21 protein-coding genes and 1 pseudogene are annotated in these 26,044 nt (G+C 58.2%); 16 read left to right on the top strand and 6 right to left on the bottom strand.

Going from position 1 to position 26,044, the window contains the following annotated elements:
• The first annotated feature begins 129 nt into the window (after positions 1–129).
• The 5 genes from NTW95_07390 (at position 130) to NTW95_07370 (ending at position 4,458) form a co-directional block, all read left to right on the top strand.
• A complete protein-coding gene (locus NTW95_07390; protein ID MCX6557235.1) occupies positions 130–1,500 on the top strand; it encodes an aminotransferase class I/II-fold pyridoxal phosphate-dependent enzyme in 1,371 nt (456 codons plus the stop codon).
• Positions 1,497–2,012 carry a hypothetical protein gene (locus NTW95_07385; protein MCX6557234.1) on the top strand — a complete coding sequence of 172 codons (516 nt, stop codon included), beginning with the start codon at positions 1,497–1,499 and terminating at the stop codon, positions 2,010–2,012. The genes NTW95_07390 and NTW95_07385 overlap by 4 nt, the downstream gene beginning before the upstream one ends.
• Positions 2,009–3,034 carry a methyltransferase gene (locus tag NTW95_07380; protein ID MCX6557233.1) on the top strand — a complete coding sequence of 342 codons (1,026 nt, stop codon included), beginning with the start codon at positions 2,009–2,011 and terminating at the stop codon, positions 3,032–3,034. The genes NTW95_07385 and NTW95_07380 overlap by 4 nt, the downstream gene beginning before the upstream one ends.
• A 76-nt stretch (positions 3,035–3,110) precedes the next feature.
• Positions 3,111–4,208: a metallophosphoesterase gene (locus NTW95_07375; protein MCX6557232.1), complete on the top strand. Its 1,098-nt coding sequence runs from the start codon at positions 3,111–3,113 to the stop codon at positions 4,206–4,208.
• 52 nt (positions 4,209–4,260) lie between these two features.
• Positions 4,261–4,458: a hypothetical protein gene (locus NTW95_07370; protein MCX6557231.1), complete on the top strand. Its 198-nt coding sequence runs from the start codon at positions 4,261–4,263 to the stop codon at positions 4,456–4,458.
• Between the two features lie 159 nt (positions 4,459–4,617).
• Here the strand turns inward: NTW95_07370 and NTW95_07365 are convergent, their stop codons facing one another.
• Both NTW95_07365 and NTW95_07360 read right to left on the bottom strand, forming a co-directional pair.
• On the bottom strand, positions 4,618–5,097 hold the full coding sequence (locus NTW95_07365) for a CAP domain-containing protein (GenBank protein MCX6557230.1): 480 nt from the start codon (positions 5,095–5,097) through the stop codon (positions 4,618–4,620).
• A 25-nt stretch (positions 5,098–5,122) separates the two neighbouring features.
• Positions 5,123–7,489, bottom strand: a complete 2,367-nt coding sequence (locus tag NTW95_07360) for a sulfatase-like hydrolase/transferase (GenBank protein ID MCX6557229.1) — start codon at positions 7,487–7,489, stop codon at positions 5,123–5,125.
• A gap of 91 nt (positions 7,490–7,580) precedes the next feature.
• Here NTW95_07360 and NTW95_07355 point away from each other — a divergent pair, with 91 nt between their 5' ends.
• Both NTW95_07355 and NTW95_07350 read left to right on the top strand, forming a co-directional pair.
• A complete protein-coding gene (locus NTW95_07355; GenBank protein ID MCX6557228.1) occupies positions 7,581–8,657 on the top strand; it encodes a GWxTD domain-containing protein in 1,077 nt (358 codons plus the stop codon).
• A complete protein-coding gene (locus NTW95_07350) occupies positions 8,609–9,568 on the top strand; it encodes a tetratricopeptide repeat protein (protein MCX6557227.1) in 960 nt (319 codons plus the stop codon). Before NTW95_07355 ends, NTW95_07350 begins: the two co-directional genes overlap by 49 nt.
• Positions 9,569–9,708: 140 nt before the next feature.
• Here NTW95_07350 and NTW95_07345 read toward each other — a convergent pair whose 3' ends face one another.
• The gene (locus NTW95_07345) at positions 9,709–10,341 is read right to left on the bottom strand and encodes a MurR/RpiR family transcriptional regulator (protein ID MCX6557226.1); all 633 of its coding nucleotides are present in this window, start codon (positions 10,339–10,341) and stop codon (positions 9,709–9,711) included.
• 209 nt (positions 10,342–10,550) lie between these two features.
• Between NTW95_07345 and NTW95_07340 the strand changes: the two genes are divergently transcribed.
• The 3 genes from NTW95_07340 (at position 10,551) to NTW95_07330 (ending at position 16,073) form a co-directional block, all read left to right on the top strand.
• Complete coding sequence (locus NTW95_07340) at positions 10,551–13,397, top strand: carboxypeptidase regulatory-like domain-containing protein (protein ID MCX6557225.1); 2,847 nt, start codon at positions 10,551–10,553, stop codon at positions 13,395–13,397.
• A 130-nt stretch (positions 13,398–13,527) separates the two neighbouring features.
• Positions 13,528–14,625, top strand: a complete 1,098-nt coding sequence (locus tag NTW95_07335; GenBank protein ID MCX6557224.1) for a M20/M25/M40 family metallo-hydrolase — start codon at positions 13,528–13,530, stop codon at positions 14,623–14,625.
• Between the two features lie 47 nt (positions 14,626–14,672).
• Entirely contained in the window at positions 14,673–16,073 is a 1,401-nt protein-coding gene (locus tag NTW95_07330) for a TIGR00366 family protein (GenBank protein MCX6557223.1), read from the top strand.
• A 62-nt stretch (positions 16,074–16,135) separates the two neighbouring features.
• Here the strand turns inward: NTW95_07330 and NTW95_07325 are convergent, their stop codons facing one another.
• Both NTW95_07325 and NTW95_07320 read right to left on the bottom strand, forming a co-directional pair.
• On the bottom strand, positions 16,136–17,014 hold the full coding sequence (locus NTW95_07325; GenBank protein ID MCX6557222.1) for a tetratricopeptide repeat protein: 879 nt from the start codon (positions 17,012–17,014) through the stop codon (positions 16,136–16,138).
• 167 nt (positions 17,015–17,181) lie between these two features.
• Positions 17,182–17,982: pseudogene (locus NTW95_07320) on the bottom strand (sulfatase).
• Between the two features lie 199 nt (positions 17,983–18,181).
• On the opposite strand from NTW95_07320, the gene NTW95_07315 reads away from it, so the two are divergent.
• Complete coding sequence (locus NTW95_07315; protein ID MCX6557221.1) at positions 18,182–19,111, top strand: GWxTD domain-containing protein; 930 nt, start codon at positions 18,182–18,184, stop codon at positions 19,109–19,111.
• Positions 19,112–19,123: 12 nt separating this feature from the next.
• Here the strand turns inward: NTW95_07315 and NTW95_07310 are convergent, their stop codons facing one another.
• Positions 19,124–20,191, bottom strand: coding sequence for a tetratricopeptide repeat protein (locus NTW95_07310; protein MCX6557220.1), 1,068 nt, complete (start codon positions 20,189–20,191; stop codon positions 19,124–19,126).
• A 205-nt stretch (positions 20,192–20,396) separates the two neighbouring features.
• On the opposite strand from NTW95_07310, the gene NTW95_07305 reads away from it, so the two are divergent.
• From NTW95_07305 to NTW95_07285, 5 genes are all read left to right on the top strand, one after another.
• Positions 20,397–20,849 (top strand): SH3 domain-containing protein, encoded by a 453-nt coding sequence (locus NTW95_07305; GenBank protein MCX6557219.1) that lies wholly within the window; start codon positions 20,397–20,399, stop codon positions 20,847–20,849.
• A complete protein-coding gene (locus tag NTW95_07300) occupies positions 20,846–21,673 on the top strand; it encodes a M48 family metalloprotease (protein ID MCX6557218.1) in 828 nt (275 codons plus the stop codon). Before NTW95_07305 ends, NTW95_07300 begins: the two co-directional genes overlap by 4 nt.
• A 1-nt stretch (position 21,674) precedes the next feature.
• Positions 21,675–23,714: an adenylate/guanylate cyclase domain-containing protein gene (locus NTW95_07295; GenBank protein MCX6557217.1), complete on the top strand. Its 2,040-nt coding sequence runs from the start codon at positions 21,675–21,677 to the stop codon at positions 23,712–23,714.
• A 176-nt stretch (positions 23,715–23,890) separates the two neighbouring features.
• Positions 23,891–24,628 carry an ABC transporter ATP-binding protein gene (locus NTW95_07290; protein MCX6557216.1) on the top strand — a complete coding sequence of 246 codons (738 nt, stop codon included), beginning with the start codon at positions 23,891–23,893 and terminating at the stop codon, positions 24,626–24,628.
• A partial coding sequence (locus NTW95_07285) for a hypothetical protein (GenBank protein ID MCX6557215.1) occupies positions 24,606–26,044 on the top strand: 1,439 nt, incomplete at its 3' end. The genes NTW95_07290 and NTW95_07285, both read left to right, overlap by 23 nt.

The raw sequence follows: 26,044 nt of genomic DNA, 5'->3' as shown, positions 1-26,044 counted from the left end.
GGTTTGACTTTTAATTTTTCCTATGCTATTAAATTTTTTAGGCTGAATGGGGTCACATGTCAAGCCGAAACGACACTCGTCAGGCAAGGAAATGTTCGGTTAGGAAAACATGCATTTTAGGAGACTATCATGAGCCATTCTGAATCGGCCGGCGTCAAGGAATATATTCGGCGCGGTCAGGAATGCACGGCCAGGAGAAAAGCCTACCGGGAAAAAGTGCGTCGGCTGCGCTTCGACACCATCGCCGTGCACGGGATGTACTCGGTCGAGGAGGCCTTCGAAAAGGGGCAGGGGGGGGTCATCGAACCCTTGTTTCCCTCTACGTCGCAGGGCTACCGCGACAGCGATGAGATGGAGGCCGGGCTGTCTTACCGGATACCCACCTGGTGTTATTCGCGCATCCACAATCCGACCAATTTCTTTCTCGAGGAGACCCTTTCGCTGCTCGAAGCCTATGGCTGTTCCTTCGACGCTTCGGCTTTTTGCACCTCGTCGGGCATGGCGGCGATCAAGCAGGCGGTCGAACCCCTGCTGGTCCTGGATGAAGATCCGCACGGGCTGAATTTCGTCTCCTCGGCCCAGGTCTACGGCGGGACGTTCCAGTTTTTCAACGTGCGCCTGAAGGAGCGCAACGCCAAAGTTCGCTGGGTGGCGCAGCCGTGGAAAATAGAGGAATGGGAAAAACTGGTCGACAAGCAAACCCGTTTTTTATACACCGAAATGCCCTCCAACCCTCAGCAGGCATGCTCCGACCTTCAGGTCCTGGCCAAGCTGGCCCACAGTTTCCAGATCCCGTTGATCGTCGACAGCACCATCGCCACCCCGGCTCTGCTGCGGCCGCTGGCCCACGGGGCCGACATCGTGGTGCAGTCGCTGACCAAGACCATCGGCAGCAGCGGCGCCGCCATCGGCGGCGCGGTGATCGCCCGCCACGACCTGGTCAGCCGGCACCTGCCGGCGGAAGCTAAGGGGGACTACGCCGTCTGGCTGAAACTGTGGCCGGCGCGCGACTCGGGGGCGTGCATGTCCCCATTCTCGGCTTTTTTCCTTCTCAACGACCTGCGCACCCTGCGCATCAGGGTTGAATGGTTTTCCCAGAACTCAATGGCCGTGGCCGGGTTCCTGGCCGGTCATAAGCGCGTGGAAAAGGTCGATTACCTGGGCCTGTCCAGCCACCATTTGCACGGCCTGGCTTCGCGCTACTTGCACATGGTCGACAGCGACCGGCCGGCTTTCGGCCATTTGCTTTCCTTCACTATCAAGGGAAGCCCGGCCGACGCCCGGCGCTTTTTCGACCAGCTGCAGCGGATATTTCGCGCCACCGACCTGGGGCGGATCAAGTCGGTGGCCACCATCCCGGCCATCTCGACCCACCAGCAGCAGGGCGATGAAGGGCGGCGCCTGGCCGGCATTCCGCCTACCATGGTCCGGCTTTGCGTCGGCGGCGAGCATGCCGACGATATCATCCAGGACCTGGACCAGGCGTTGAACAAGATATGACGAACGCCAGGAAAAAAATTGTCGCGCTCCTGGCGCTGATCCTGCTCGGCGGTTCGTCGGTTTCCTGCCGTAAAAAAAGCGAGAGCGAGATCATCGCCGCCCTGGTGGCCGACATGGCGGCCAGCGCCGAAAAAAGGGACGCCGACGGGCTGATCGTCCACCTGGCTCCCGATTACCGCGATTTCAGCGGTCGCGACCGCGAGCAAACCGCGGCCATGGTCGAAGAATATTTCAGTCGCTACCGCGGCATCGTGATCCATCTCCTGGCCTCGCGCATCGTCATCGAGAGTCCAAACAGCGCTGCGCTCGAGACCGACATCTCCCTTTCCAGCGGAGCCGCCCAGGCCTTCCGCAAGCTGATCCGCTTTTCCGGTGAAAACTACTGCTTCAGCTGCCGGCTGCGCAAGGAAGAGCGCTGGCTGATCACCGAAGCCGGATGGGAATACGTGGCGCTCGACGGCCTGTTCCCCGAATCGTTGAAAATCCTGCGCGAGCTTTTCCCCAACCTATGAGCCATCATCAACGTCCGCTTCTAGCAAACAGGGAAAATGAACCCATCACTTCGCCCGCCCAGTTGCGCGCGGCGGTCTATGGTTTTCGCCGCAGCCGGATCATCCTGACCGCTTTTGAGCTCGGCCTTTTTTCCAAGTTGGCTGATAAATCAATGAGTTCGGAACAGCTGGCGAAAATCATCGGCGCCGATGCCCGGGCCACCGACCGGTTACTGAACGCCCTATGTGTGCTGGGCCTGGTTAAAAAAAACAAGGGGGAATTCGTCAACACGAAAATTGCCCGTGATTTTTTAGTGGCGGGAGAGCCGCAATTCCTGGCCGGGCTGGCACACAGCTCCAACCAGTGGCAGACCTGGCACACCCTAAGCGCCGCCGTGCGCCGCGGCACTTCCGTCATTGACAGAAAATCCGGTTCAGGATCAAAAAGGCTGCAGGGATTCATCGCCGCCATGCATGAAAGGGCCACGCCCCAGGCTCCGGAGATCGTCAAGCTTCTCGATTTGACGAAAGTGAACCGCTGTCTCGATATCGGTTCCGGTTCGGGCGCGTACGCCATGGCCCTGGCGCGGGCCAAAAAAAGCATCTCGGTCGCGGCTTTCGACCTGCCCGAGGTGCTGTCGCTGACCCGGCAATACGTCGCCCGGGCCGGGCTGCTTCCCCGGTTCGATTTTCTAGCCGGCGACTTCCATCGCGGCGGCTGGGGAAAAGGTTACGACCTGGTTCTCCTCTCGGCCATCGTCCACATGAACCGCCCGGCCGAAAACCGGCGCCTGATCGCCCGCGCCGCCGCGTCGTTGAATCCGGGCGGGCAGCTGGTCATCCAGGACTTCGTCATGGACCCCGGCCGCACCCGGCCGGCAACGGGGGCATTTTTCGCCTTGAACATGCTTGTCGCCACCCGGGCGGGCGACACCTTCACCGCCAGGGAATTGGGCGGCTGGATGCGGGATGCCGGATTGAAAAAGATCGTCCGGCGCCAGACTCCTTTCGACGCGTCGCTGCTGATCGGCAGGAAACCGTGATGCGCCGGGGCGGAAACATCGTGAAGTAGGTTGTGTAGGGAACGCAAATTTGCGTTCCCTAACGAAAAGGAGAACCATGCCCAAGATTTATTTCATCGTCTTCATCGTCATCGCCCTGAGCATCTATGGAGGAATGCATTGGTTCATCTACCAGCGCGTCGCCAACGGCCTGTCGTTGACGGCCGGTCCGCGCCTGGCCCTGAAAATATTCATGCTGGCCGCGGCCCTGAGCTTCATACTGGCCGAGTCTCTCAGCCGTTCGCGGCTGTTCGGTTCCCTGCGTCTTTTCGGTTCGCTCTGGCTGGGGATCGTGGCCATCTCGCTGGCCTTCTTTGCATTGGAAGCGGTTGCCTCGCTGCTCTTTCCCGGCAGCCGCCGATGGCTGGTCATTGCGGCTCTGCTGATTATTTCCCTGGTATCGGGATTCTCCATCTACAACGGACAGCGCCACCCGCGGGTCAGGGAGATCGCGGTGCCGATCCCCGGATTGCGTCCTGAATGCAACGGTTTTTCCATCGTCCATTTGTCCGATCTGCATCTGGGCAACCTGACCCCGCTCAAGCGCCTGCAATGGATCGTTGAACGGGTCAATGGCCTGGCCCCCGACCTGATATGCATCACCGGCGACGTCCTCGACCGCGATATCGGTCAAAGCGGGGAGTACTGCCGTCTGCTGATGGGCCTCAAGGCCAGGCATGGCGTGGTGGCCGTCACCGGCAACCACGAATTTTATGCCGGGATCGATCTGTTCAGCGAACTGGCCCGCAAATGCGGCTGGCGCATCCTGCGCAACCAGGCCTGGAACATCGACGGAAAACTCTGTATCATCGGCCTGGACGACGATGCCGGAAAAAGCTTCGCCTTCGCCGGCCCCGACCTCGATGAGGCCTTGCGCACTGCGGCCACGGATGTTCCCAAGATCCTCCTTTACCACCGTCCCGACCGCTTTGCCCGGGCGGCGCAGGCGGGGATCGTTCTGCAGCTCTCAGGGCATACCCACGCCGGCCAGATCCCACCCATGGATTTCCTGGTCTGGCTGATCTACAAGTATCCCGCCGGCCTCTATCGCCTGGGCCGGGCCCATATTTACACCAGCGCCGGGACCAGCACCTGGGGGCCGCCAATGCGTTTCCTGTCGCGCTCGGAGATCGTCAAGTTGACCTTGGTTCCCTAACCGGCCATTTCCAGGTAAAATGATCTGATAGATTGAGGAAAAAGGAGGAAAAATGAACTATACGCTGTTTGCCATCGCCTGCTACATCGTCATGAGGGGGTTGCAGGTGCTGTTCGCAGAGTACGCCAATAAGCTGTGGTACAAGATCGTCATCAAGTCGACCACCATCATCATGCTCTACGCCGCCCTGGCCAGCCTGGTCAACTGGTATGAAAAGATCCAGCTCCTCGGTTTCGACCCCACGAAATAGTCGGTCGCGATCGATTGAATAAAAAAACAACTCAAATCCCCCAGCCCCTTCTCTTCCCGAAGAGAAGGGGCGAAGACTTTGTCCCCCTCTATTCACAAGAGAGGGGGTAGGGGGTGAGTTTTTGGATTGAGATAGATTAAAAAGAACCTGTATTGATGTTCAAGGTTCGTCAAGGCCGGCGAACTCCTGGGTGACATAGTATCTGTTTCCGCTCAGCTCGATGCCGACGCCCAAGTCGGTGAAGTCAGCGAACAAGATGTTTTCGCGATGGCCGGGGCTCTCCATCATCCGTTCATGAAAAAAACGCATGATGAAAATATCGCCGACGGCCAGGTTTTCGCCGATGCTCAGGAAGCGCAAACCGGCGTTGCGGGCCCTGACGGCCAGCCGTCCATAGCCGGGGAAATCGTGGGCCAGTTGCCTCTCGCGCGCCATTTTTTTGCTGTGCTCGCGGGCCAGGGAGCGCAGCAGCGGGTTCAAGCGCAGCTCGGACAGCCCGTGGCTGCTCCGCTCCCGGTTGACCAAAAGAAACAGCTTCTCCTCCAACTGCTCCGGGCTGAGTCCCAGCTCCTCCATTGTTTGCGCGGAAAGGGCCACGAACAAAGAAAAAAGAGCCGCGGCAAGTTTACGCTGGTTCATCGATCCGGAAAAGAAGTGCTCTCCTTCATCGTGGCGGGTTGGGCGACGAGGACATGGAACGCTGCCCGAGGCGGAAGTTTTCCCGCGACTTGGCGGGTTCGCTCAGATAGGCGTAGATGTCGGCCAGCAGGAAATAGCCGTGCGGAGTGTTTTTGTCGGCCGGTTGGATGGCCAGGCCGCGGCGGCACATGGCAATGGCTTCTTCCAGGTCCTGACGCCGGTCAAAATCGTACTTGGCGATCAGGAAAAAGGCAAGGTTGAATCCGGGGTTGATCTCCGTGGTCAACCGGAAAAAACGGAGCGCCTCATCCATTTGCCCCAGCTTCTTGTAAACCTGCGCCAGGTTGAAGGCGGCCTTGTAGTTCTGGCCGTTTATTTCCAGTTCGCGCAGGTAGGCTTGGCGGGCCAGTTCCCAATCGCCGTGCGCTTCGGCCACCAGGGCGCGGGTGAAGGAGCCGCGCGCCAGTTCGGGGTTGATCTCCTGCGCCCGGGCGAAGCACCTTTCAGCGTTGGTCAGGTCCTGGCGCTGGAAATAGATCTCTCCCATCTTGGTATAAGCCTCGGCATACTTGGGATCGATGGCCAGGGCCTGGCGGAACAGGTCCAGCGCCGCATCGAGCTGCTGCCGCTGCGCGGCGACCTGCCCGAGCAGCTGCAGGAAGGTCGGGTCGCGGGGAAAAACGACCCGGAAGGCATGGATCTCTTTCTCGGCCTGGTCGTACTGCTTCAGCGCCATCAGGCAATTGACCACGTTGAGCATGGCGAAGTTGTAGTCCGGTTTTCGCCGGATCACCTCGCGGTAGACGGCCAGGGCTTCGCCATAGCGCTTATCCTTGAAAAACAGGTTTCCCAGAAGCATCCGGCCGTCGATGATTTCGGGGTCACGGCCGAGGATGGCGCTCACCAGTTCGATGGCCTGCCCGGTTTGCCCGGCGTCCTGCAGGCTGCGCGCCCGCATCATGTCATTGAATACCTGGATCTTCGTCTTTGGGTCGATCAGGACCGACTTCGCCGTGGCGGCGACCACGGTGGAGAGGTAACCCAGAGCGGCCAACTTTTCGCGGTCTTCCTGGCTCAAGGCCGCTTCGCCGGCAGGGGAGAGGGCGCCGCGGCCGATGGCGGCCAGGGAATCGCGCAGCGCTTCCTTCAGCTGGCGGCGCATGGCCGAGCGCTTCAGCCAGAGGTTCTCGCTTTCAGCCGGACCGTCGGCAGCAAGGTCGTACAGTTCCTCCTGCGGCGCTTCGATGAACTTGAACCCGTCCTTGGTGATCGCCGTCAGTTCGGCCCAGCCGTAGTGCAGCCGCGGATACCAGGTTTCGCTTAAGCCCTGGCCGAACCCTTCGGCCGCAGCGCCGAATGCCAGCCCCAGCAGCGACTTGCCCTGGAGCGTCTTCCCGGCCCTGACGCCCAGCGCCTCCAGAATTGTGGGAACGACATCGACGTGCTCGACCGTCGTCTGCACTCGCTGCGCCGGCAGGTGCCATGGCGAACGGATGATCAGGGGAACGTGCACCGCGCCCTCGTAGACGAAAAAGCCGTGGCCGTCCTCGCCGTGCTCTCCCAGCATTTCTCCATGATCCGCCGTAACCACGATCAGGGTGTTTTCCCAAAGCCCCTGCGCCTTGAGGAACGCAAAAAACTTTCCCAGCTCGGCGTCCATGTAGGCGACTTCGCCCCGGTATGGATTGCCCGGGTACAGCGAATCATAGGGTGGCGGTGGCTGGTAGGGGGCATGGGGATCGTAGAGGTGGATCCATGAAAAGAAACGCTTCTTGCCGTTTTTTCCCAGCCAGGCTTCAGCCTCGGGCAATACCTCTCCGGCGATCTTCTGGATATTGCTCAGCGACAGGGCTTTCACCTTGCTATAATGGAATGTATCGCCGTAATAGTCCCAGCCCCGGTTCAGTCCCCACTTGGAATGGAGCACGTAAGCCGAGATGAAGGCGGCGGTGGCAAAACCTTCCTGACGCAGGGTTTCGGAGACGAGCGGTAGCCCCTCCGGAACCACGAAACCGCCGTTATCGCGCACGCGGTGGAAAGCGGGGTAGGTCCCCGAAAGGATGGTGGTGTGGGCCGGCAGGGTCAGCGGCACCTGGGAAATGCAGCGCTCAAACACGGTCCCGGCAGCGGCCAGGGCATCGAGGTTGGGCGTTTTTACATATTGTTGATTATAGCAGCTGAGATGGTCGGCACGCAGCGTATCAAGGGTGATCAGGATGACATTGCAGCTTTTTAACTTCCGGTAATGAAAGAAACGCTTGACCGGACTGCCGAAGAGACAAGTCAAAACGGCGAGGACAACGGCAGCCGAAAGCAGGCGAAAAAGAAACCGGCGCCTGGGCAGCGGGGACGCTGGTCGCACCGGGGCTTTGGCTTTCATGCGCTTGGCCATCGGCCCATCATAGCCAACTTCTCCGGGCATGTCAACCGCGGAGCCGCTGCCAGCAATTGATTTCGCCCCAGGGCCGGGATATAATAACGCCATGAAAAAAGCGCTCGTTTTACTGTTTCTGGCCTCGCTGGCCGTGCCATCGGCCTCCGGCATGCAATCCGAAAAGCCCGGAGCCAACCCGGCGGCCGGCCAAACCGAGTTGGCACCTCGCTTCCAGGCCTGGTCCGACATGGTGAACGCGCTCATCAGCGCCGAGGAAAAACAGGTCTTCCTGAAGCTGCGCAACGACCGCGACCGTGATAATTTCATCAACATCTTCTGGCAGCAGCGCGATCCCAGCCCGGGTACCCCGGAAAATGAGTACAAGAGTGAAATCGAGAGGCGCTTCGAGCATGTCAACCGCCGCTTCGGCCACGGTTCGCGGCCCGGCTGGATGAGCGACATGGGGCGCTTCTACATGATCCTGGGTGAGCCGAGGAGCATCGAGCGTTTCGACGAAAACCCCGAGCTGTACCCGGTCCAGGTCTGGTACTACAGCGGCGATGCAGCGGCCGGACTGCCCGCTTATTTCAATGTCACCTTCTTCCGTCCGCGCGGCTCCGGCGACTGGAAACTCTACAATCCGTCGCTCGATGGCCCCGCCGCCTTGCTGAACGTGAGCCGGTTGATGGATGAGACCGATTACGGCACCATCATGGCCAAGATCAACCAGATCGCCCCCACGCTGGCCGGTCCGGCCTTGAGCATGATCCCGAATGACACGGAGAGTGAAAACCGGCCATCGCTGCGCAACGGCCTGATCCTCGCTCGCATCATCGAGTCGCCAACGCGGACGATCAGTTCCAGCTACGCCACCAACTTCCTGAATTACAAGGGGTTCGTCAACATCGAGTCGTCGGTCAACTACATCCCGTGCACCGGGCTGGTGGCCCTGACCTGGGACCCGCGTTTCGACTGCGCCCTCCTGGCTTTTTCACTGAAGCCGAAAAAGATCTCCCTGGTCTACAATCCCGACCGGGACCAGTACACCCTCAATCTCAAGCTCAACGTCAGCCTGCAGCAGGAGGAGAAGGCCGTCTACCAGTACAGCAAGAGTTTTGAATTGACCTTTGTGCGACGGTGGAGGACATCAAGGGCGCGATCGTGCCGCCCAAGATCCTCTCGATGATCCGCAAGCTCCTGCCGGGGGAGGGCAACCTTTCGGTGTGCGTCACCGATCGCAACATCTTTGTGCGTTTCGGCGAGCGCAAGCTGTACCTTGACCCGGAAGCTGCGTTCGGCATGGACGAGAAGCCAATCGTACTGGCTGGAGTCATCCACGTCGACCAGAAGCTCTGGGAGCAGGGAAGGATCGAACTGGAAGTGGCGGGGCTGAACGAAAGGGCGCCCTTCCGCCAGCAGCGCACCATCCGCTTGCGCGAGCATCCTTTCGCCGAGACGATGAACATTTTCTTCCCCCTGGACGACATGCGCTTCGCTCCGGACTACTATAGAGTGATCCTGCACCTGGTCACGGCCAGCGGCATCGTGGCCGCCGTGGACGAATGCCGGTTCAGCATTTCGCCCCTGCCGGTCGTCGCCCACCCGGTTGAATGCTACAAGGCGCTGTCGGTGCAAGCACCGGCGCAGTACGAATTCATCCGCGCCATGCAGTATGAAAACCTTGGCAAACTGGAAGAGGCGGAGGCGCTGTTCACGGCCGCCCTGGCACGCGAACCCGGTTTCGTCGAGGCGCGACTGAAGTATATGCGCATCGAGAACCGCTTGAAAAATTTTGCCGCCACCCTGGCGGCGAGCGAAGCGCTGCGCGGCGACACCAAGGCGGCATTCGATTTTTACGCTCTGCGCGGCGCCGCTCTCTTCGGCTTGGAGAGATACGACGAAGCCCTGGACGAATTGCGGGCGGCCAACGGGATTTACAACAGCGATATCCGGGTGCTGAATCTGATCGGTTTAACCTGCCTCAAGAAAAACTACCCAAACGAGGCATTGAAAGCGTTCAGCGCTTCACTGGCGCTGGTGGCCGACCAGCCCGATATCGTAAAAATCGTGGCCGGACTGAGCAGCCAACAAAAATAAAATCATCCCCTCAGGCAAGGGCCGGGTTGAAACCGGTCCGGCCGCTCACATGTAAAACGAGCGCAATTTCCGGTCCATATCCTTCAGCGTCTGGCTGAGAAATTCCTTTTTTTTCAGCGCGATCTCGGTGGCGATGGCGTTCAGCAGCACCGACAAAGCCGAAATGGAAGTGGTGAAAAGGCCGTCGAGCGCGAGTAGGGGAAAAAGGATGAAAATAGGATCAGGTCATCCTTTTCGATATGGCAGATCTTCTCCTCGACCGGGGTGCTGCCCTCATCCAGGCTGTGGGTCTTCTTTTCGATCTGGTTGAAGGTATAGGCGATCAAGCTCGAAAAAATCGAGGAGATGCCGATGCCGAACGTGAAAATCATGTTCGCCTTCTCGATCATGTCCACCAGGCGCAGGAACGTTTTCTCGCTGATGGAGGCCAGCAAACGGTTGATGTTCTTGACATCCTGGCGGGCCGCCTTGATCAGCGATTTCTTGCCGTGAAAGTCGCTGGGAATCGAAAAAAAACGGTCCAGCGGGTTGGCGATGTTCTGCATGAGCTCGCGTTTCACCTGGTTTTTGAAATCATGAAAACCCTGGCATGACAACTTGCGGGTGAAGCGGGTGATCGACGCCATGCTCACCCCCGCTTTCTCGGCGATCCTTTCGATGGAAAGCAGGGGGATCTCGGCCCAGTTGTCGACCAGGAAGTTGGCCAGGTGTTTCTGCATTCGCGAGTAGGTGGGGGCGCCTCTTTTAATTTCTTCCTTTAAATTTCTATTCATTTACTTTCCTTAAAATCTCGCTTGCGATTTCATATCGCCATACCCTTTCGATGACCATTTGGGTTTAAATTATAATAATTTTCATTGGCTGTCAACGCCGGAAGTAAAAAAAGAAAAATTATTTTCACTATTGACAATTGAAAATAACTATTCTATTCATATGTTCATGAATATTTCCCCAGAACGCCTGCGCAAGGTCGACCGCCCTGGTGTATTCCCAAACCCAAACGGGAAACATCTTCGGGACGGTCGTTGAGGCCTCGGGCAACGGCATACCGGGGGTCCAGGTCATCTTGACCTCGACGACCGCCGGCAAGCTGACGACCCTCACGTCGGAAACCGGCCAATACCGCTTCCTGTCACTGCCTCCGGCAGCAGACTACGAACTGCGCTTCGAAGTGGAGGGGCTGAAGACCCAGGTGCGCAAGGGCATCCGCGTCGCCGTCGGCGAGAATGTCACCATCAACGCCACCATGGAGCTGGGCCAGCTCAGTGAGAGCATCGAGGTCGTCGCGGCCGCTCCGGTCATTGACCTGCGCAAGACCACGGCCGCCACCAACGTGACCAAGGAAGCCTTGCAAGCATTGCCCACCGCCAGGGACCCCTGGGTCATCCTGCAGAAAACACCGGGCTTGACCATCGACCGCGAGAATGTCGGCGGCAACGCGTCCGGCCAGCAGAGCTCCTGGGACTCGCGCGGCGAGAACCGCGCCAACTCGCAATGGAACCTGGACGGCGTCGAAGTCACCGATCCCACGTCGCCGGGATCCTCGGGCACCTATTTCGACTACGACATGTTCGAAGAGATGCAGATCCAGACCGCGGCCAACGACGTCACCGCCATCGCCGGCGGCGTCAGCATCAACTTCGTCACCAAGCGCGGCAAGGACAATCTCTTCGGCGGCGGCCGCTTCTTTTGGACCGACAAATCGCTGCAGGGCACCAACCTGCCCGCGGGGCTGGAAAAGGAAGGGCTCAGCGGCAACACCATCAACCATATCCTGGACTACGGCTTCAACATCGGCGGGCCGATCGTCAAGGGCAAGGCCTGGTTCTGGGGTTCGTTCGGCATCCAGGACATCAACAACGTCGACATGCTCGACAACGCCGACAAGACCGTGCTGACCACCTACAATGGCAAGGTCGACTTCAATCTCGGCAGCCACCGCCTGGAAGGGTACGCCATGTGGAGCCAGAAGACGCGCGACAACCGCAAGAGCAATCCTCTCGACCGGCTCGATGCCGCCCGCAACCAGACCGGCCCTTCCTGGCTGATCAAGCTGCAGGACGAATTCTCCATCGGCCGCGACTTGTTCACCTCGCTCAAGCTCTCCTTCTACAAGTCCATCTATCACCTGGTCCCCAACGGCGGCCTCGACAAGATCACCTACATCGATTATGACGCCGGCTGGAGATACAACTCCGGCTCCTGGTCGGACTTCATGCAGGACTACTGGGAGGGGACGCTGAGCTTCAACTATTACACCGAGAAGCTTCCCTTCGGCAGCCACGACATCATGTTCGGCATCAACACGCGCATGATGCACGCCCTGCAGCAGGGTGGCCAGAGCAACGGCGTCCGCGCCTATGTCTACGACGCCCTCACTCCCATTGCCCAAGCCAAGTCTTCAAAAGGGGTCCGCGTCGACCGGCGCTGGGTAGACGATTTCGACTACAACCGCTTCTCGGCCTATTTCCAGGACGCCATCTCCATGGGCCGGGTGACCGTCAACCTCGGCCTGCGCTTCGACATGCAGGGGGGCGGGATCAATGCCATCACCATCCCCGGCACCAACGTCGCCCTGCTGAACAGCGTCTACAATCCGAAAACGCACACCAACATCAACGCCAACATCCCGGAAACCTCGCGGCCGGCGGCCGATTTCCCCTGCGACCTGAAGTTCCTGTCGCCGCGGCTTGGCTTCATCTGGGACGTTACCGGCAAAGGCAAGACGGTCGTCAAGGGCAACTTCGCCATCTACGGCGGCGTTATGAACTTTGATTCAACCCAAGGCTTGCAGGTTCCCTTCGAGGTGTTGACCCGCAACCGCTTCAACTGGAGTGATGTCAACCACAACCAGATCGTCGACGCCGGGGAATTGGCACTCAGGGACCAGACAGATAACAAGGCCTATGTTTCCGGCGATGCCGCCAACCTGGTCGATCCCAACCTCACCCAGGACAAGGACATGGAATTCACCCTCGGCGTCGAGCAGGAGATCCTGACCGACGTGAGCGTGGGCATCAACTACATCCACCGCAAGATATGGAACCAGTCTTGGAACCATCCCTATGTCGAAGACGGCGACGGCAATGTGCGCCTGGTCGAACCCTCCGATTGGAGCGATTACACCTTCAAGCAGGACGGCACCACCTACAGCTACTGGGACACCTACGATTCGTATGTCTACTATACCGGCGCCTATCGCGCCGAAAACGTCAAGGACTCCCACGTCATCTACGACGGCGTCGACCTGACCCTCAAGAAGGCGATGTCCAACAAGTGGATGCTCATGGCGTCGGTTTCGCTGCAGAGCTCCAAACGCCATGTCGATTCGTCGCTGGGCTATGTCAGCAATCTGGTCGGCAGCGTCCCGGGTTATGATCCGACCAACTATGCGCCGGTCGACCTGATCAACGGCACCGCCTCCGGCAGCCGCAACGCGCGCTGGATGGTCAAGCTCAACGGCGTCTACCAGCTGCCCTGGGGCCTCAATTTTGGAGCGTCCCTGCAGTTCCGCGACGGCTACGTCTTCGACCCGATCCTGGAACTGGACACCGATTCGCGCTACTGGGACGGTTCACCGCCGACCGTGCTGGTCTACAAGCACGGTAGCCAACGCTATGGGACCTTTACCATGCTGGATCTGCGCCTGGAAAAAATGTTCCAGCTCAAGAACATCGGCCGGCTGTTCGTCTCGCTGGACGGTTTCAACATCTTCAACAGCGCTTACGTACTCGACAAGGAAACCAGCATGAACAGCTCGCGCTTCGGCCAGCCTTACGAGATACTCAACCCCAGGGTCTTCCGCCTGGGCCTGCGCTTCGATTTCTGACCTGAACGTGCGATTTTGAGAGAGGGGAGCCCCCGCGGGCTCCCTCTCTTTGCTGCGGCAAAGGGCCGTCCCTTCATTTTTTAAGAGGGGTTCAATGGAATGCTAACCAAAATTGGACACCGAGGTTTTTATGGAAAAAAATAGATTGCACGAAATATTTTTGCAGCTGATAAAAATTGACGCCCTGTCCCAGCATGAAAAGCCTGTCGCCGATTATATCCACGGCTTTTTGCGCGCCTTGAAGCTGAAACCCCGTTTGGATGCATCATCCGGCAAGACGGGAAGCGACACCGGTAACCTGATCTGCGAAGTCGGTGGCGGTGGCGATACCATGTTCCTGGCGCACATGGATACGGCCCGGTCGACGGCCGCCGTGAAACCGCAAGTCCTTGCCGACCGCATTGTCTCCGACGGGACTTCCGTCCTGGGCGTCGATAACCGGGCCGGCATCGCGATGATCCTCTGCGCATTGGAAAAAGCGCTGAAGGGAAAAAACATCGCCAACGATTTTACCGTGGCTTTCACCACCTGCGAGGAATCGTCCCTGGCCGGATCGATGAACCTGGAGGTCGTTGCGCGAATAAAAAAATGCTTCATATTTGATTCATCGTTGCCTCCGGGTACTTTCATCGCCTCCAGCTGCGGGGCGAAGAATTTCAATGTCGTGGTGAAAGGAAAGGCCGCCCATTCCGGGCTGGCGCCGGAAAAGGGGATCAATTCGATCGCCGTCGTTGCCCGCGCCCTGAGCCAAATCCAGCAGGGCCGCATCGGCGCCGCTTCCACGGTCAATGTAGGCTTGATCAGCGGCGGATCCGCGGTCAACGTCGTTCCTGAAGAAACGCGCCTGACCGGGGAGGTCCGATCGACGGAAATGGCCATGATCGACGAGATCATCCAGGAAATCAAGTCGGTTTTCGCCAAGGAAACCAGCGCTGCCGGCGCCGGGCTAAAATTCAGCCACGAATGGGATTTCAAACCGTACCGCATCCCGGCCGAGGCTGAAATCTATCGCGAGGTGGCGGCGGTCATGGCCAAGGTCGGGCTGACGCCGGTCGCGGTGGCCTCGCTGGCCGGCAGCGATGCGAATTCGCTCAACGGCAGGGGCATCGCGGCCATTAACCTGGGCATCGGCGCCCAGAACCCCCATGCCAACGATGAATTCATTCTGAAGGCCGACCTAGAAAAAGGTTGCGCCATCGCCCTGGAATTGATGAAGAAGGACCGCTAGCGTATGCGCTCGCGCCATTCGCTCGGGGTCGATTTAGGAAAGCACATATGAAAGGAAAATTCCAGTTCAATACCTTGGTCATGATTTACATCATCGTCATCGCCGTCGCGATGCTGACGTGGATCCTCCCCGGCGGCGAGTACCAGCGGGCCGTTGTCGACGGCCGCACCCAGATCGCTTCGGGTTCGTTCGCCTACGTGAAAAGCGCCCCGCAGGGGTTCGGCGAGATCATCATCGCGCCGATGAAAGGCTTTGTCCAGGCCGGCCAGATCATCGTCTTTCTCTTCATCCTCGGCGGCGCCTTCAAGGTCATCGAAAAGACCGGGGCCATCGCCATTGGCGTGCAGCGGACGGCCTTCACGTTCGCCAAGCGCCCCGAGCTGCAGAAATATTTCATCCCCATCACCGTCATCCTGTTTTCTTTGGCGGGTGCGATCTTCGGCATGTGCGAAGAGACCATTCCCTTCGTGCTCATCTTCATACCGCTGGCCATTTCGCTGGGCTACGATTCGCTGGTCGGCACCGCGATCCCCTTCCTAGGCGCCGCCGCCGGATTCGCCGGAGCCATTTTCAACCCCTTCACCATCGGCATCGCGCAGAGCATCTCCGAACTCCCCTTGTACTCGGGCATCGGCTACCGCATCGTCATCTGGTTCATCAGCACCGGATCGATCATTTTTTTCCTGACGCGCTACGCGGCCAGGGTGAAGAAAAACCCCGAAAAGAGCATTGTCTTCGAACTGGATCGGAAACGAAAAATCACCGCCGACGCCCAGGCCGGCGCGGACGGAACCCTGGCCTGGAACATCCGCGTCATCCTGCTGCTGTTCCTGGCCGCGATCGCGGTATTGATTTTCGGCATTTTGAAATACAAATGGTATATCAATGAAATCGCGGCGGTGTTTTTTACCTTCGGCATCGTGGCCGGGAAATTCGGCAAGCTGTCCTTCGCGCGCATCGCCGACGAATTCAAGGACGGCGCCAGGGACATGGTCGGCGTCGCCCTGATCATCGCCTGCGCCCGGGCCATTCTTATCATCGCCAGCGATGGCCGCGTCCTGGACTTGCTGCTCCATGGCTTGTCGGGGCTGATCACCGGCATGCACCCCGTGTTTGCCGCCCAATCGATGTTCATCGCCCATGGCGTGATCAATTTTTTTGTCCATTCCGGCTCGGCCCAGGCCGCCCTGACCATGCCGATCATGTCGCCGCTGGCCGATATCGTCGGCATCACCCGGCAGACGGCCGTTCTGGCTTTTCAGTTCGGCGACGGCTGGATCAACCCGATCTTGCCCACTTCGGGCGTGACCATGGGCGTCCTCGGCCTGGCCGGAATCGCCTGGGAAAAATGGTTCAAGTGGTTGTTCAAGCTGCAGATTTATTTTCTGGTCATCGCCCTGCTGCTGCTGGTCCCGCCGGTGTTGATATTCTTCTATGGGCCCCATTGAAATCCGTATTTAGACAAAATATTCTAAGTCGCGTGTCTTGCGTCCAGGGGAGAACCGGGGGCTCAATCAAGATTTTTGCGAATCGCTTCGATGTTGCTCCGTTCCGCTTCCGGCAGTTTTGCATAAAAGTCGCGCCGGATGCGTTCGTAAAAAGCCAGGGCCTTGGGGCGGTCATGCAACTTTTTTGCAAATAGCATGAACAGATTGAAACAGGTATTGTAGTTTGTCGGTTCGATTTCCAGGCAGCGCAGCCAGTGCTGGGCGGCTTTGTTGAATTCTCCGGTTCTCGTGTAATACCCGCCTAATGTATCGTGAGCCAAAAACAGTCTTGGATTTAAGGCCACGGCGGTCAACAGCGATTCCTCGGCCCGGCGGTAGTCGTGCAATTCGATCATATAGAGGAGACCCAGGTTAGCATGGGTCAGTGCATAGTGGTCGTCCTGCTCCAGTGCGTGCTGGTAAGCCTTCTCAGCCTTGGCCACCTCACCGAGATTCAAATAGGCCAGGCCGAGGTTGTTGTAATTGGCAGGGTTTCGCGGGTTGATGGCCAGGCAACCTTCGAAGGCTGCCAATGCTTCCCGGTACCGGCCCAACACGGACAGGGTCTCTCCCAGCAAGGCCAGAAGCTGGTCGTCGTCGCCATGATACAAGAGCCCCGCGCGCAATTCTTCTATGGCCTGCGGGAAATTACCGGCTGCCCGGTACGAATTGGCCGAGGCGATCCTGGCCTGGCCGATCTGGGGTTCGACGCGTAAAATCTCACGGGCCATGATCCCCGCTTCAGGCCAGCGCCCTTTTTCGGCCAATTCCTTGACAGACCGCAATTTTTCAATGATGCCGATCTTGTCTTTGGGATCCACGGCTTTTCCAGATAGCGGCGGGTTGACTGCGGAGGTGATATAGCCCAGCGAGGCCAGCTTCTCCCGCGTTTCAGCTCCCAAGTTCGGGCGGTCTGGTGTCAGCGCTTCCCCTCGACCGGCAGCGAGCAGGCGGTTGAGCTTGGCCCGCAGCGGCTTGATCTCATCCTGCCGCTGCCCGGCCAGATTGTTGGTCTCGCCGGGATCCTGCTCCAGGTCGTACAGTTCCTCGCGCGGGGCGAGGATGTATTTCAGGTTGTCAGCCTTTTTTTCGGCGCCGCGAACGGGAGGTGAACCAGGAAGGGGACGCGCACCGTGGCCTGGTAAATGAAAAAACCGTGGGTCTCCTCGCCGTGGTCGCCCAGGCCCTCGCCGTGATCGGCGACGACCACAATCAGCGTATTCGACCAGAGTCCACTCTGCTTGAGAAAGTTGATTATTTTTCCCTATTCAGCATCCATGAAAGCCACGGTAGCTCGGTAGGGGTGTTTGGGTTACTGCTGGCGAAAAGGGGTGGGGGGGTTCCTGGGGGCGTGGGGGTCGTACAGATGGATCCAGGAAAAAAAACGCTTGTCCCGGTGCTGCCCGAGCCAGAGCTGCGCCTCGCCGAGAACGGCGTCGGCGGGTTTACGGATTTCGCTCCAGAGATTGAGCGGGTTGTATGCATCGAAACGGTCGGCGTAAACGTCAAAGCCGCGGTCCAGGCCGAAATTGGAGTCGAGGACCATGGCGCCGATGAAGGCCGAGGTAGCAAAGCCGCGGCTTTGGAACACTTCGGAAATCAGCGTCAGGCCGACTGGGACCCTGGTTGTTTCGTTGTCGCGCACCTGGTGGTAGAACGGGTAGGTGCCCGAGAGGATGGTGGCGTGCGAGGGAAGTGTCAGCGGCGTTTGGGCGACGCATTGCTCGAAAAGGGTTCCATCGGCGGCCAGGCTGTCCAAGTTGGGTGTTTTGACGAAACGTTCATCATAGCAACTGAGGTGGTCGGCGCGCAGCGTATCCAGGGTGATCAGGATGACGTTCAGCCTACGCAGCTGCCGGAGCCGGAGCATGCCGCGCAGCGAGGCTCCGAACAGCAGGTAACAAACGGCCAGGACAGCGAGCGCCAGCGCCGGGTAAACCAATGCCCGTGCCGGCCGGTGTTTTTTTCCGCCATGCGCCTGGAGGTCTTTCTTTTTCATTTTTTTGCCTACTATATCGCTTTGAAAATTTCGTGTCAACATGCTTCGGCCGGTTGCATTAGGGAAAAAAATGACTAAAATGAATGTGAAAAACATGGGAGCCAATATGAAAACGTGCGCAAGGATTCTGGCGGCCGTCTGCCTGTTGGGCTGTGCCGCTGTTGCTCAGGGGAACGAGGCCGGCCCGGGCCCGGAGGAAAATTTTTTCGACCAGGTCGGGCTGATCATGACCAAAGTCGAGATTGAGATATTCAAGCACTTGGCCGACGACCAAGCCCGCGACGAATTCATCGCCGACTTCTGGAAGAAACGCGACCCGACGCCGCTCAGCGAGGAGAACGAGTTCAAGGAGGATTTCAGCAAGCGGGTGGAATTCGCCAACCGCTGGTTCCAGGAAAGGGGTCAACCGGGCAGCGGCTGGGATAGCGAGCGGGGGCATGTCCTGCTCATGCTGGGGTTCCCCGACCAGCGCGACCAGCTGCCGATGCTCGACAACCCGCGCGCCAAGGCCGCCGAGGGGTGGGTCTATTACAACTTCGCCCTGCGCCTGGAGTTCATCGACCGTGAAGGGTTCGGAAAATTCAGGCTCGACCCCTGGCCGTTGGAACTGCTTGACGCGATCGAACGGGTCAAAGAGCTGGGCAACTCGGCCGGGAAAGAAAATTATTTCCGCTTCAAGGTTGCCTGCACCCCTTCCGGGCTGCTGATCGAGATACCGGTGAAAACCGTCGTCGTGGAGGAGCGCGGCGACGATGTCCGCAGCGCTTTTGCGCTAGCGGTCGATGTCTTTTGCGATTATGTCAAGCTGGAACGGCTCTCGCTGACGCGTGAATTCGTTGAAAGCCGCGCCGCCTTCACCGCCCGAAAAAGCTTTGTTATCGAAGTTCCTTACACTTTCCCCAAGAAGGGGAAGTATTTCCTGGACGTGGTCGTCGACGAACTTGTCACCGGGCAGCGCTTCCGTGAATCCGCCCGCTGCAAGGGAAAAGGGAGAAACTGAGCGCCCGGGCGGCTATTTTGTCTTTTTCTTGCTTTTCAACGCCTTGAGTGCATCCCGTTCTTTCTCGATGTTCTGCATGAAGGACTTGTAGGTGGCGATATCGGGGGCAGCGGGGAACTTGGCGATCAGGTCGTTGTAGGTTTTCAGGGCGTTGTCGAAATCCTGGCAGTAAAAGAAATAGTTGCCCAGCTTGACGAAGGCATCCTCGAGATCGGGCTTGAGCTCGATGGCCTTGAGCAAATTCGGCTGGATGCCGGTGCTGGCTTTGGCCGCGGCGGCGATCTGGTCGAACGTGGCCAGGGCGTCGGCCGATTTGTTTTCCTTGATGCGGGCAATCTGCTTGTCGAGGGAGAGGTAATTGTTGTTGGCCAGCAGGTAATAGCTCAGCGGCAGCCAGGGGGTTGTCGTTTCATTCTGCGGGGCGGCGATAAACTTTTCCAAAAACGGATTGGCCTGTTCGGGCTGATTCAGGCGGCTGTAATTGATCCCGAGCATGTAAACAGCCAGGATGCTGTTGCCTGGAGAGGTTTTTTCGATCTCCGGGATCGCCAGGAAGCGCTGGAAAGCCGCGATCGACTTGTTGAAATCCTGCAGGTTGTAGGCGATGGTCCCCAGCTGGTAGGCGGCGTGCTGCAGTTCCTTGGGGTGGGTGGCGTCGATGTTCGGGCAATTCATTATTTTTTCATAGTAGGCGGCGGCTTTTTTCAGGTCGCGCACCTCGACGGCTTTTTGGCCGAGGATCAGCAACGTGCGGATGTATTCGTTGCGGGCGAGGGCGAAATTCGGGTCGATGGCGATGGCCTTTTCGTAGTTGGCCAGGGCGGCATCGTAATCGCTCTTGGCGCGCTGGAGCTGAGCCGAAGTGAAATAAACCGGGGCATACGTAGGCTCCAGGACGATGACCTCCTGGTAGAGGGCCGGGGCAACATCAAACTCCTTGTTTTTGATCGCTTTTTCCGCTTTTTCCATTTTTTTCAGGGCGTCTTTGCTCTGCGGCTTGGGAAGCGGGTCGGCGGCGGCCAGGATCAGAACGAATCCCAGGCACAGTGAGAGGATCAGGCTGATTTTTTTTCTTTTCATATGCGTCTCCTTTTGCTTAGATATTTTTTGTCAAAATGGGAGGTTGGCTTCGGTTTGACGATAATATATAAAATACATTATACACCCGATCGCCGTGAAATACAATAAAAAAAACCGTTGCTTGCGGCCATTGAATTATTGCCCGGTCTGCATTATAATTCATTGCGCCGGGCTCAGCGCCGGCGATCGCTATCGAGGTGAAGCAGTGAAGAAAAAAATATTTTTCCTTGGCTTGTTGGCCGTTGCCGCCCTGCTGCTGGCCGGAAAAGTCCTTGTCGTCCAGGTGCTGCATGCGCAGCTCCTGGCCAAGCCCGATTTCCTGTCCAGCAACCTGGCATCCATTCAGAAGGGGGCCAGCCTGGAAGTGATCGAAACGAAGGGGAACTGGTATCTGGTGAAAAGCGCCAACGGCGTGAAGGGTTATGTTCACCAGTCGGCGCTCGCGAACAGGGAAAGCGGCTTGAGCGGCATCGCCCCGGGCAAAAAAGGGGCCAGTGAGGAGGAATTGGCACTGGCCGCCAAAGGCTTTAACGAGGGCAACGAGAAACAGTTGCGCGGCAGCCGCGAATACGATTTTGCTGCCGTCGATTGGGTCATGGCCCAGGACGTGGCCAACCCCGACGTGGGCGCTTTTGTCAGGGAGGGCAAACTCAAATGAAAAAACTGTTATTAGTCATTTGCCTTTGCCAATTCCTGGCGGCGATCAAGATCCCCAGCTTGAGCCAGCTGAACAAGGCCAAGAAGGGAGTGGAACTGGTCGCCGGCGCCACGCACACGATCAGCGAGGAAGAAGAATACTACATTGGCCGGGCCGTTGCGGCCAATATCCTGACCCAGTATCCGTTGTGGAAGAATCCGTCATTGTGCCGCTACCTGAACCTGATCGGCAAGACGCTGGTTCTGAAGTCGGAGCGCCCGGAAATTTTCGCCGGCTACCATTTCGCCGTACTGGACAGCCGCGAAGCCAACGCCCTTTCGGCTCCGGGCGGCATCATTTTCATCAGCCGCGGCATCATCGACCTGGCCGAGAACGAGGACGAAATTGCCGCCATCCTGGCCCACGAGATCCGGCACATTGTGAACAAGGACCCCTTGAAAGCGATCAAATCGCAAAGGATGAAAACCCTGGGCACCTTCGCCGCCGGTGAAGCCATGGGCTCGGGCAGTGAAGTACTCAATATCTTCAAGGATTCCGTTCTGGATATCAGCGGCACGCTGCTGCAGAAAGGGTATTCGCGCGGCCAGGAAAAGGATGCCGATTTGCAGGCGCTGGACTTGCTGGACGCCGCCGGCTACAACCCGAAAGCGCTGCTGACCATGCTCGAGAAATGCCGGGGCGTCGAGAAAAAGAAGGCCAAGGCTTTCTCAGCCCATCCATCCGCGGCCAAGCGCATCGACTACGTGGGCGATGCCCTGGGCAAAGCTCCCGCCAGCGACATGAGCGTGCGCAACGCCCGCTTCAGCAAGAACGTTTCCCGTTAAATTGCGCCGCTTCCTGCTTTCGACCGCGCTGCTTTTCATCTTCACCATCAGCCTGAGCCACGTTGTCACGCCGCTGTTTGAAAAAAAAATCTATGATCAGAAAATCCGTATTTTCAGCCGGCACATCGATGCACCGGTCATCCTGGTTGAAATCGACCAGGAAAGCCTCGATTTTTACAGCAAGAACTTCAATCTTCCCTGGCCTTGGCCGCGCAGTCTATATGCCAAGGCCATCGATTTTCTCAGCGCCGCCGGCGCCAAGGCCGTCGCCTTGGACATGGTTTTCAGCGAATCAAGCCCCTATGGCGGTGAGGATGAGCAATTGGCTGCGGCCATTAAAAAGGCCGGCATCGTCTTCATACCGCTGTTTTTTTCCGACAATGACACCGCGACGATTGATTTAACCAGGTTCGCCTCACCAGCCGATCCGGGCTTTTCCCGGCTGCCGGTCAAAAAAGGGACAAAATCACTGCCACTGCCGCAATTGCTCGCAGAATTGCGCGGCAGCGGCAATGTCGCCGAAAATCCCGATCAAGACGGTATTTATCGCCGTTTGCACCATTTTATCCGCTTCAGAGACCGTTTCTACCCATCCTTTTCTCTGGCCCTGGCCTTGTTTGCCGATCCCGGATTGGCGATCAGCGGGATTCCGTTTGCCGACGATGGGGGACTGAACCTGAAATTTTATTCCCTGGACAGCTATCAGCGCTATAGCATCTCCGAGCTGATCCAGTCCCAGGTGCACCTGGAAGAGGGACAAAAGGCTTTTGTCCCTATCGAAAAATTCAAGGATAAAATCGTTTTGATCGGTGCGACCGCTCCCGGCTTGCTCGACAACCGGCCCTCCCCGGTCAATGCCGCCGGAGCAGGTTTTGATCTGCACGCCACGGCGCTATGCAATTTCCTGGCCCGGGATTTCATCCGCGTGCTCCCGGCCTGGCTGCAATGGGCCCTGGTTTTCCTGGCCATCGCGGCGCTCAACGGGTTGCTGTTCCGGATCAAATCCATTTACGCTCAGGTGCTGGCCGCGGTGGCCGTGATCCTGCTGGCATTGGCCGCCAATTTCCTAATCTTCAAAATCGGTCTGGACCTGGACTTTTTCCCATTTTTTCTGGGCTTGGTCCTGACTACGGCCAGTGACGTATACGAGCGCTATCGGCGCGTGCGCCGCGAAAAAAAATTCATCCAGAACGCGTTCAAGAATTATCTTTCCGATTCGCTGCTGGCCGAGATCATGAAGAATCCCCAGGGCTTGAACCTGGGCGGCGAGAAAAAACTGGTGACCATATTCTTTTCCGACCTGGCCGGTTTCACCAGCTTGTCGGAAAACCTGCCGCCCGAAGAAGTGGTCACCATTCTGAACACTTACCTCGAGCGGATGACGACGGTGATCATGGACAACGGCGGCTTCGTCAACAAGTTCGAGGGCGACGCCATCATGGCTTTCTGGGGGGCGCCACTGGCTTCTAGCGGGCAGGCATCCAAGGCCATGCTGGCGGCTTTGCGCTGCCAAGAGGAATTGGCGGAACTGAACAATGATTTTGCCAGCCGGGGTCTGCCGCGCCTGGGCATGCGCATCGGCATCAACAGCGGCGAGGTCATTGTCGGCAACATCGGCTCGCGCAAGCGCTTCGAGTACACGGTGATCGGCGACGCCGTCAACCTGGCCTCGCGGCTTGAGGGGATCAACAAGCAATACGGGACAACGATCATTTGCGGCGCCCTGGCCGGAAGCCTGGCGGCGGAAAAGGTGCTCCTGCGCCGCCTTGACCGCGTGCGCGTCAAGGGCAAGAAAATTCCCGAAGAGATCTTCCAGGTTGTCGCTGAAAAAGAAAAGGCCCCGGCCGGCAGCGGCGAACAGCTGGCCAAATTCGAAAAGGGGCTACATCTTTATCTTGCCGGCGATTTCGCCGCCGCCTTGGACATCTTCATAGCTGAGGCCGACGATCCGCCCGCGCGCGTCTTCGCCAAGCGCTGCCTGGTTCTCCGCGACAACCCTCCCGTTGACTGGGACGGCTGCTGGACGTTCACGGAGAAATAAACGGTTCACGGTGTACGGTATACGGTAAACGGTGAAAGCCTATCCCGGTTCTTTCTTTCCATCCAAGTTCAGTCAGGAGCCAATTTCATCAGATTTCTTATTTTCCCCGTCAACCGTACACCGTCTACCGTCAACCCAAATCGTTTTTACTCTCACTTTTATGTTAAAATGCCCCCATGCTTGAAGTAACCGGTTTACGCAAGAAGTTCGGCAAGCGCGAGGCGCTGAAGGATGTTTCTTTTTCCTTGGCCCCGGGGGAGATCTACGGGCTGCTGGGTCCGAACGGCGCCGGCAAAACCACCACGCTGAAAGTGCTGGCCGGGCTCCTGGCCCCCGATGGGGGCCGTGTGGTCATCGACGGCGAGCCGTACCACCGCGAGCACCATGAGCTGAAGAAAAAGATTGCCTATGTTCCCGACCAGCCCTTCCTCTACTATAAATTGACCGGCGAAGAGCACCTTAATTTTTACCAGGACCTTTATAAAATTCCCTACGCCAAAAGAAAGGAAAAGATCGATTTCTTTTTCAAATATTTCGAGTTCGAAGAATACCGCAGCGAGCTGGTGGAGAACTACTCGGCCGGCACGCGGCAGAAGCTGCTCATCGCCCAGGCGCTGGCCGTCGAGCCGAAGCTGCTGCTGCTCGATGAGCCGCTGGTCTCCATCGACCCGCTGGTGGGGAAAAAGTTCAAAAAATACCTCATTGAGGTCGCAGCCAAAGGCACGGCGGTGCTGTTCGCCACCCATATCCTGACCCTGGCCCAGGAGGTATGCCGGCGTATCGGCGTCATCGTCGACGGCCGCATCATCGTCCAGGGCGGCCTCGGCGAACTGATGACCCTGGCCGGGCAGGTGAGCCTCGAGGAGTTCTATTTCCAGACCGTTTTGCAGCATGAAAAGCTTGCTGAAGCTTAAATACCTGCAGTTGCGCAACTCCCTGGCGCGCGGCGAGAAGAAGAAATTCATCCTCTTCGTCCTGCTTGGGCTTTTCTTCATGCTGGTGCTCGGCTTCTTCTTCAACAAGATCTTCGGCTACCTGGCCCAGGCACAGGAATTTCCCGATGTTTTCAAGGTCTTCCTGGCCGAGAAGCTGCTGATGATGATCTACATGACCCTTTTCTCCATGCTGCTCCTTTCGGCCCTGCTGACCTCCCTCGACGTCTTCTTCATTTCGCGCGACCTCCATTTCCTCTTTTCGACCCCGATGCCTATACGCAGCGCCTTCGCCTGGAAGATGCTGGAGACAACGGTCTACAGCTCGTCGATGGTCGTCTTCTTTTCGCTGCCGGTGCTGTTCTTCTACTGCCGCTGGTTCGCCCCAGGAGCGGGGCAGGTGCTGATGGTCATATTCGCGTTCCTTCTTTTTATCGCCTGCGGCGTTTTGACCGGCATCCTGCTCGGGCTGGTCATACCGGCCTTCTTTTCGGTGCGCCGCCTGCAGCCGGTTCTCTCGGTGTTCTCGATCATCCTCATCTCCTTCATCGTCGTCTTCATGCGCCTGCTGCGCCCCGAGCGCTTCCTCGAGCCCAGCGAGATCGACAATGTCTTGCGCTACATGGGATCGCTGGACCTGAAGGTCTTCTACTATTTCCCCTTTGCCTGGCTTTCCAGGGCCATGAGCCTGGTCGCCGACAACAAGAACGCCCCCTATTGGCGAACCATCGGCCTCTTTGTCCTGCTGGCGTCCTTCCTGCTGGCGTTGGTTTTCTGGCTGCGGAAAAAGATTTACCTGCAGCTGTTCGACAAGCTGAACCGCGGCGGCAAGGGGTATTACAAGTCTCGCTGGCGCCCCTCACGGCTGAAGAACGACTTCCAGCCCCTGCTGCGCAAGGAGGTCAAAACGTTCCTGCGCACTCCCGCCCAATGGTCGCAGCTGCTCATCGTCGGCGCCCTGGTGGCCGTGTTCGTCATCAACATGAAAATGATCCCCATGCCGCACCAGTCGATCAAGAACTTCGTCTGCTACCTGAATCTGGTCATGGCGGTCTTCATCGTTTCCGGCTTGAATTCGCGTTTCACCTTCACCTCCATACCCAACGAGGGGCCCGGGCAGGCCCATATTTTCGCCTCGCCCTACCCGCGGGTGAAATTCTTCCGCTTCAAGCTCCTGTTCCACCTGCTGCCGCTCCTTTTCGTCGGTTTTGTCCTTTACGGGCTGGGCGACCTCACCCTCCATTTCGACGGCTTCACCCGGCTCATCGCCCTGTTGTTCCTGGCGCCGGCCATCATCTTCCTGACCGTCCTTTCGCTGGAACTCGGCATCGAAACCAACGAGACGAACCCGATCTCGCCCGAGCACGTGATCGTCTCCAAGCAGGGGATATCCTACAT

This window comes from Candidatus Aminicenantes bacterium (genome assembly GCA_026393795.1).
Lineage (GTDB): Bacteria > Acidobacteriota > Aminicenantia > UBA2199 > UBA2199 > UBA2199.
This window is presented reverse-complemented; position numbering and strand designations above follow the sequence as displayed.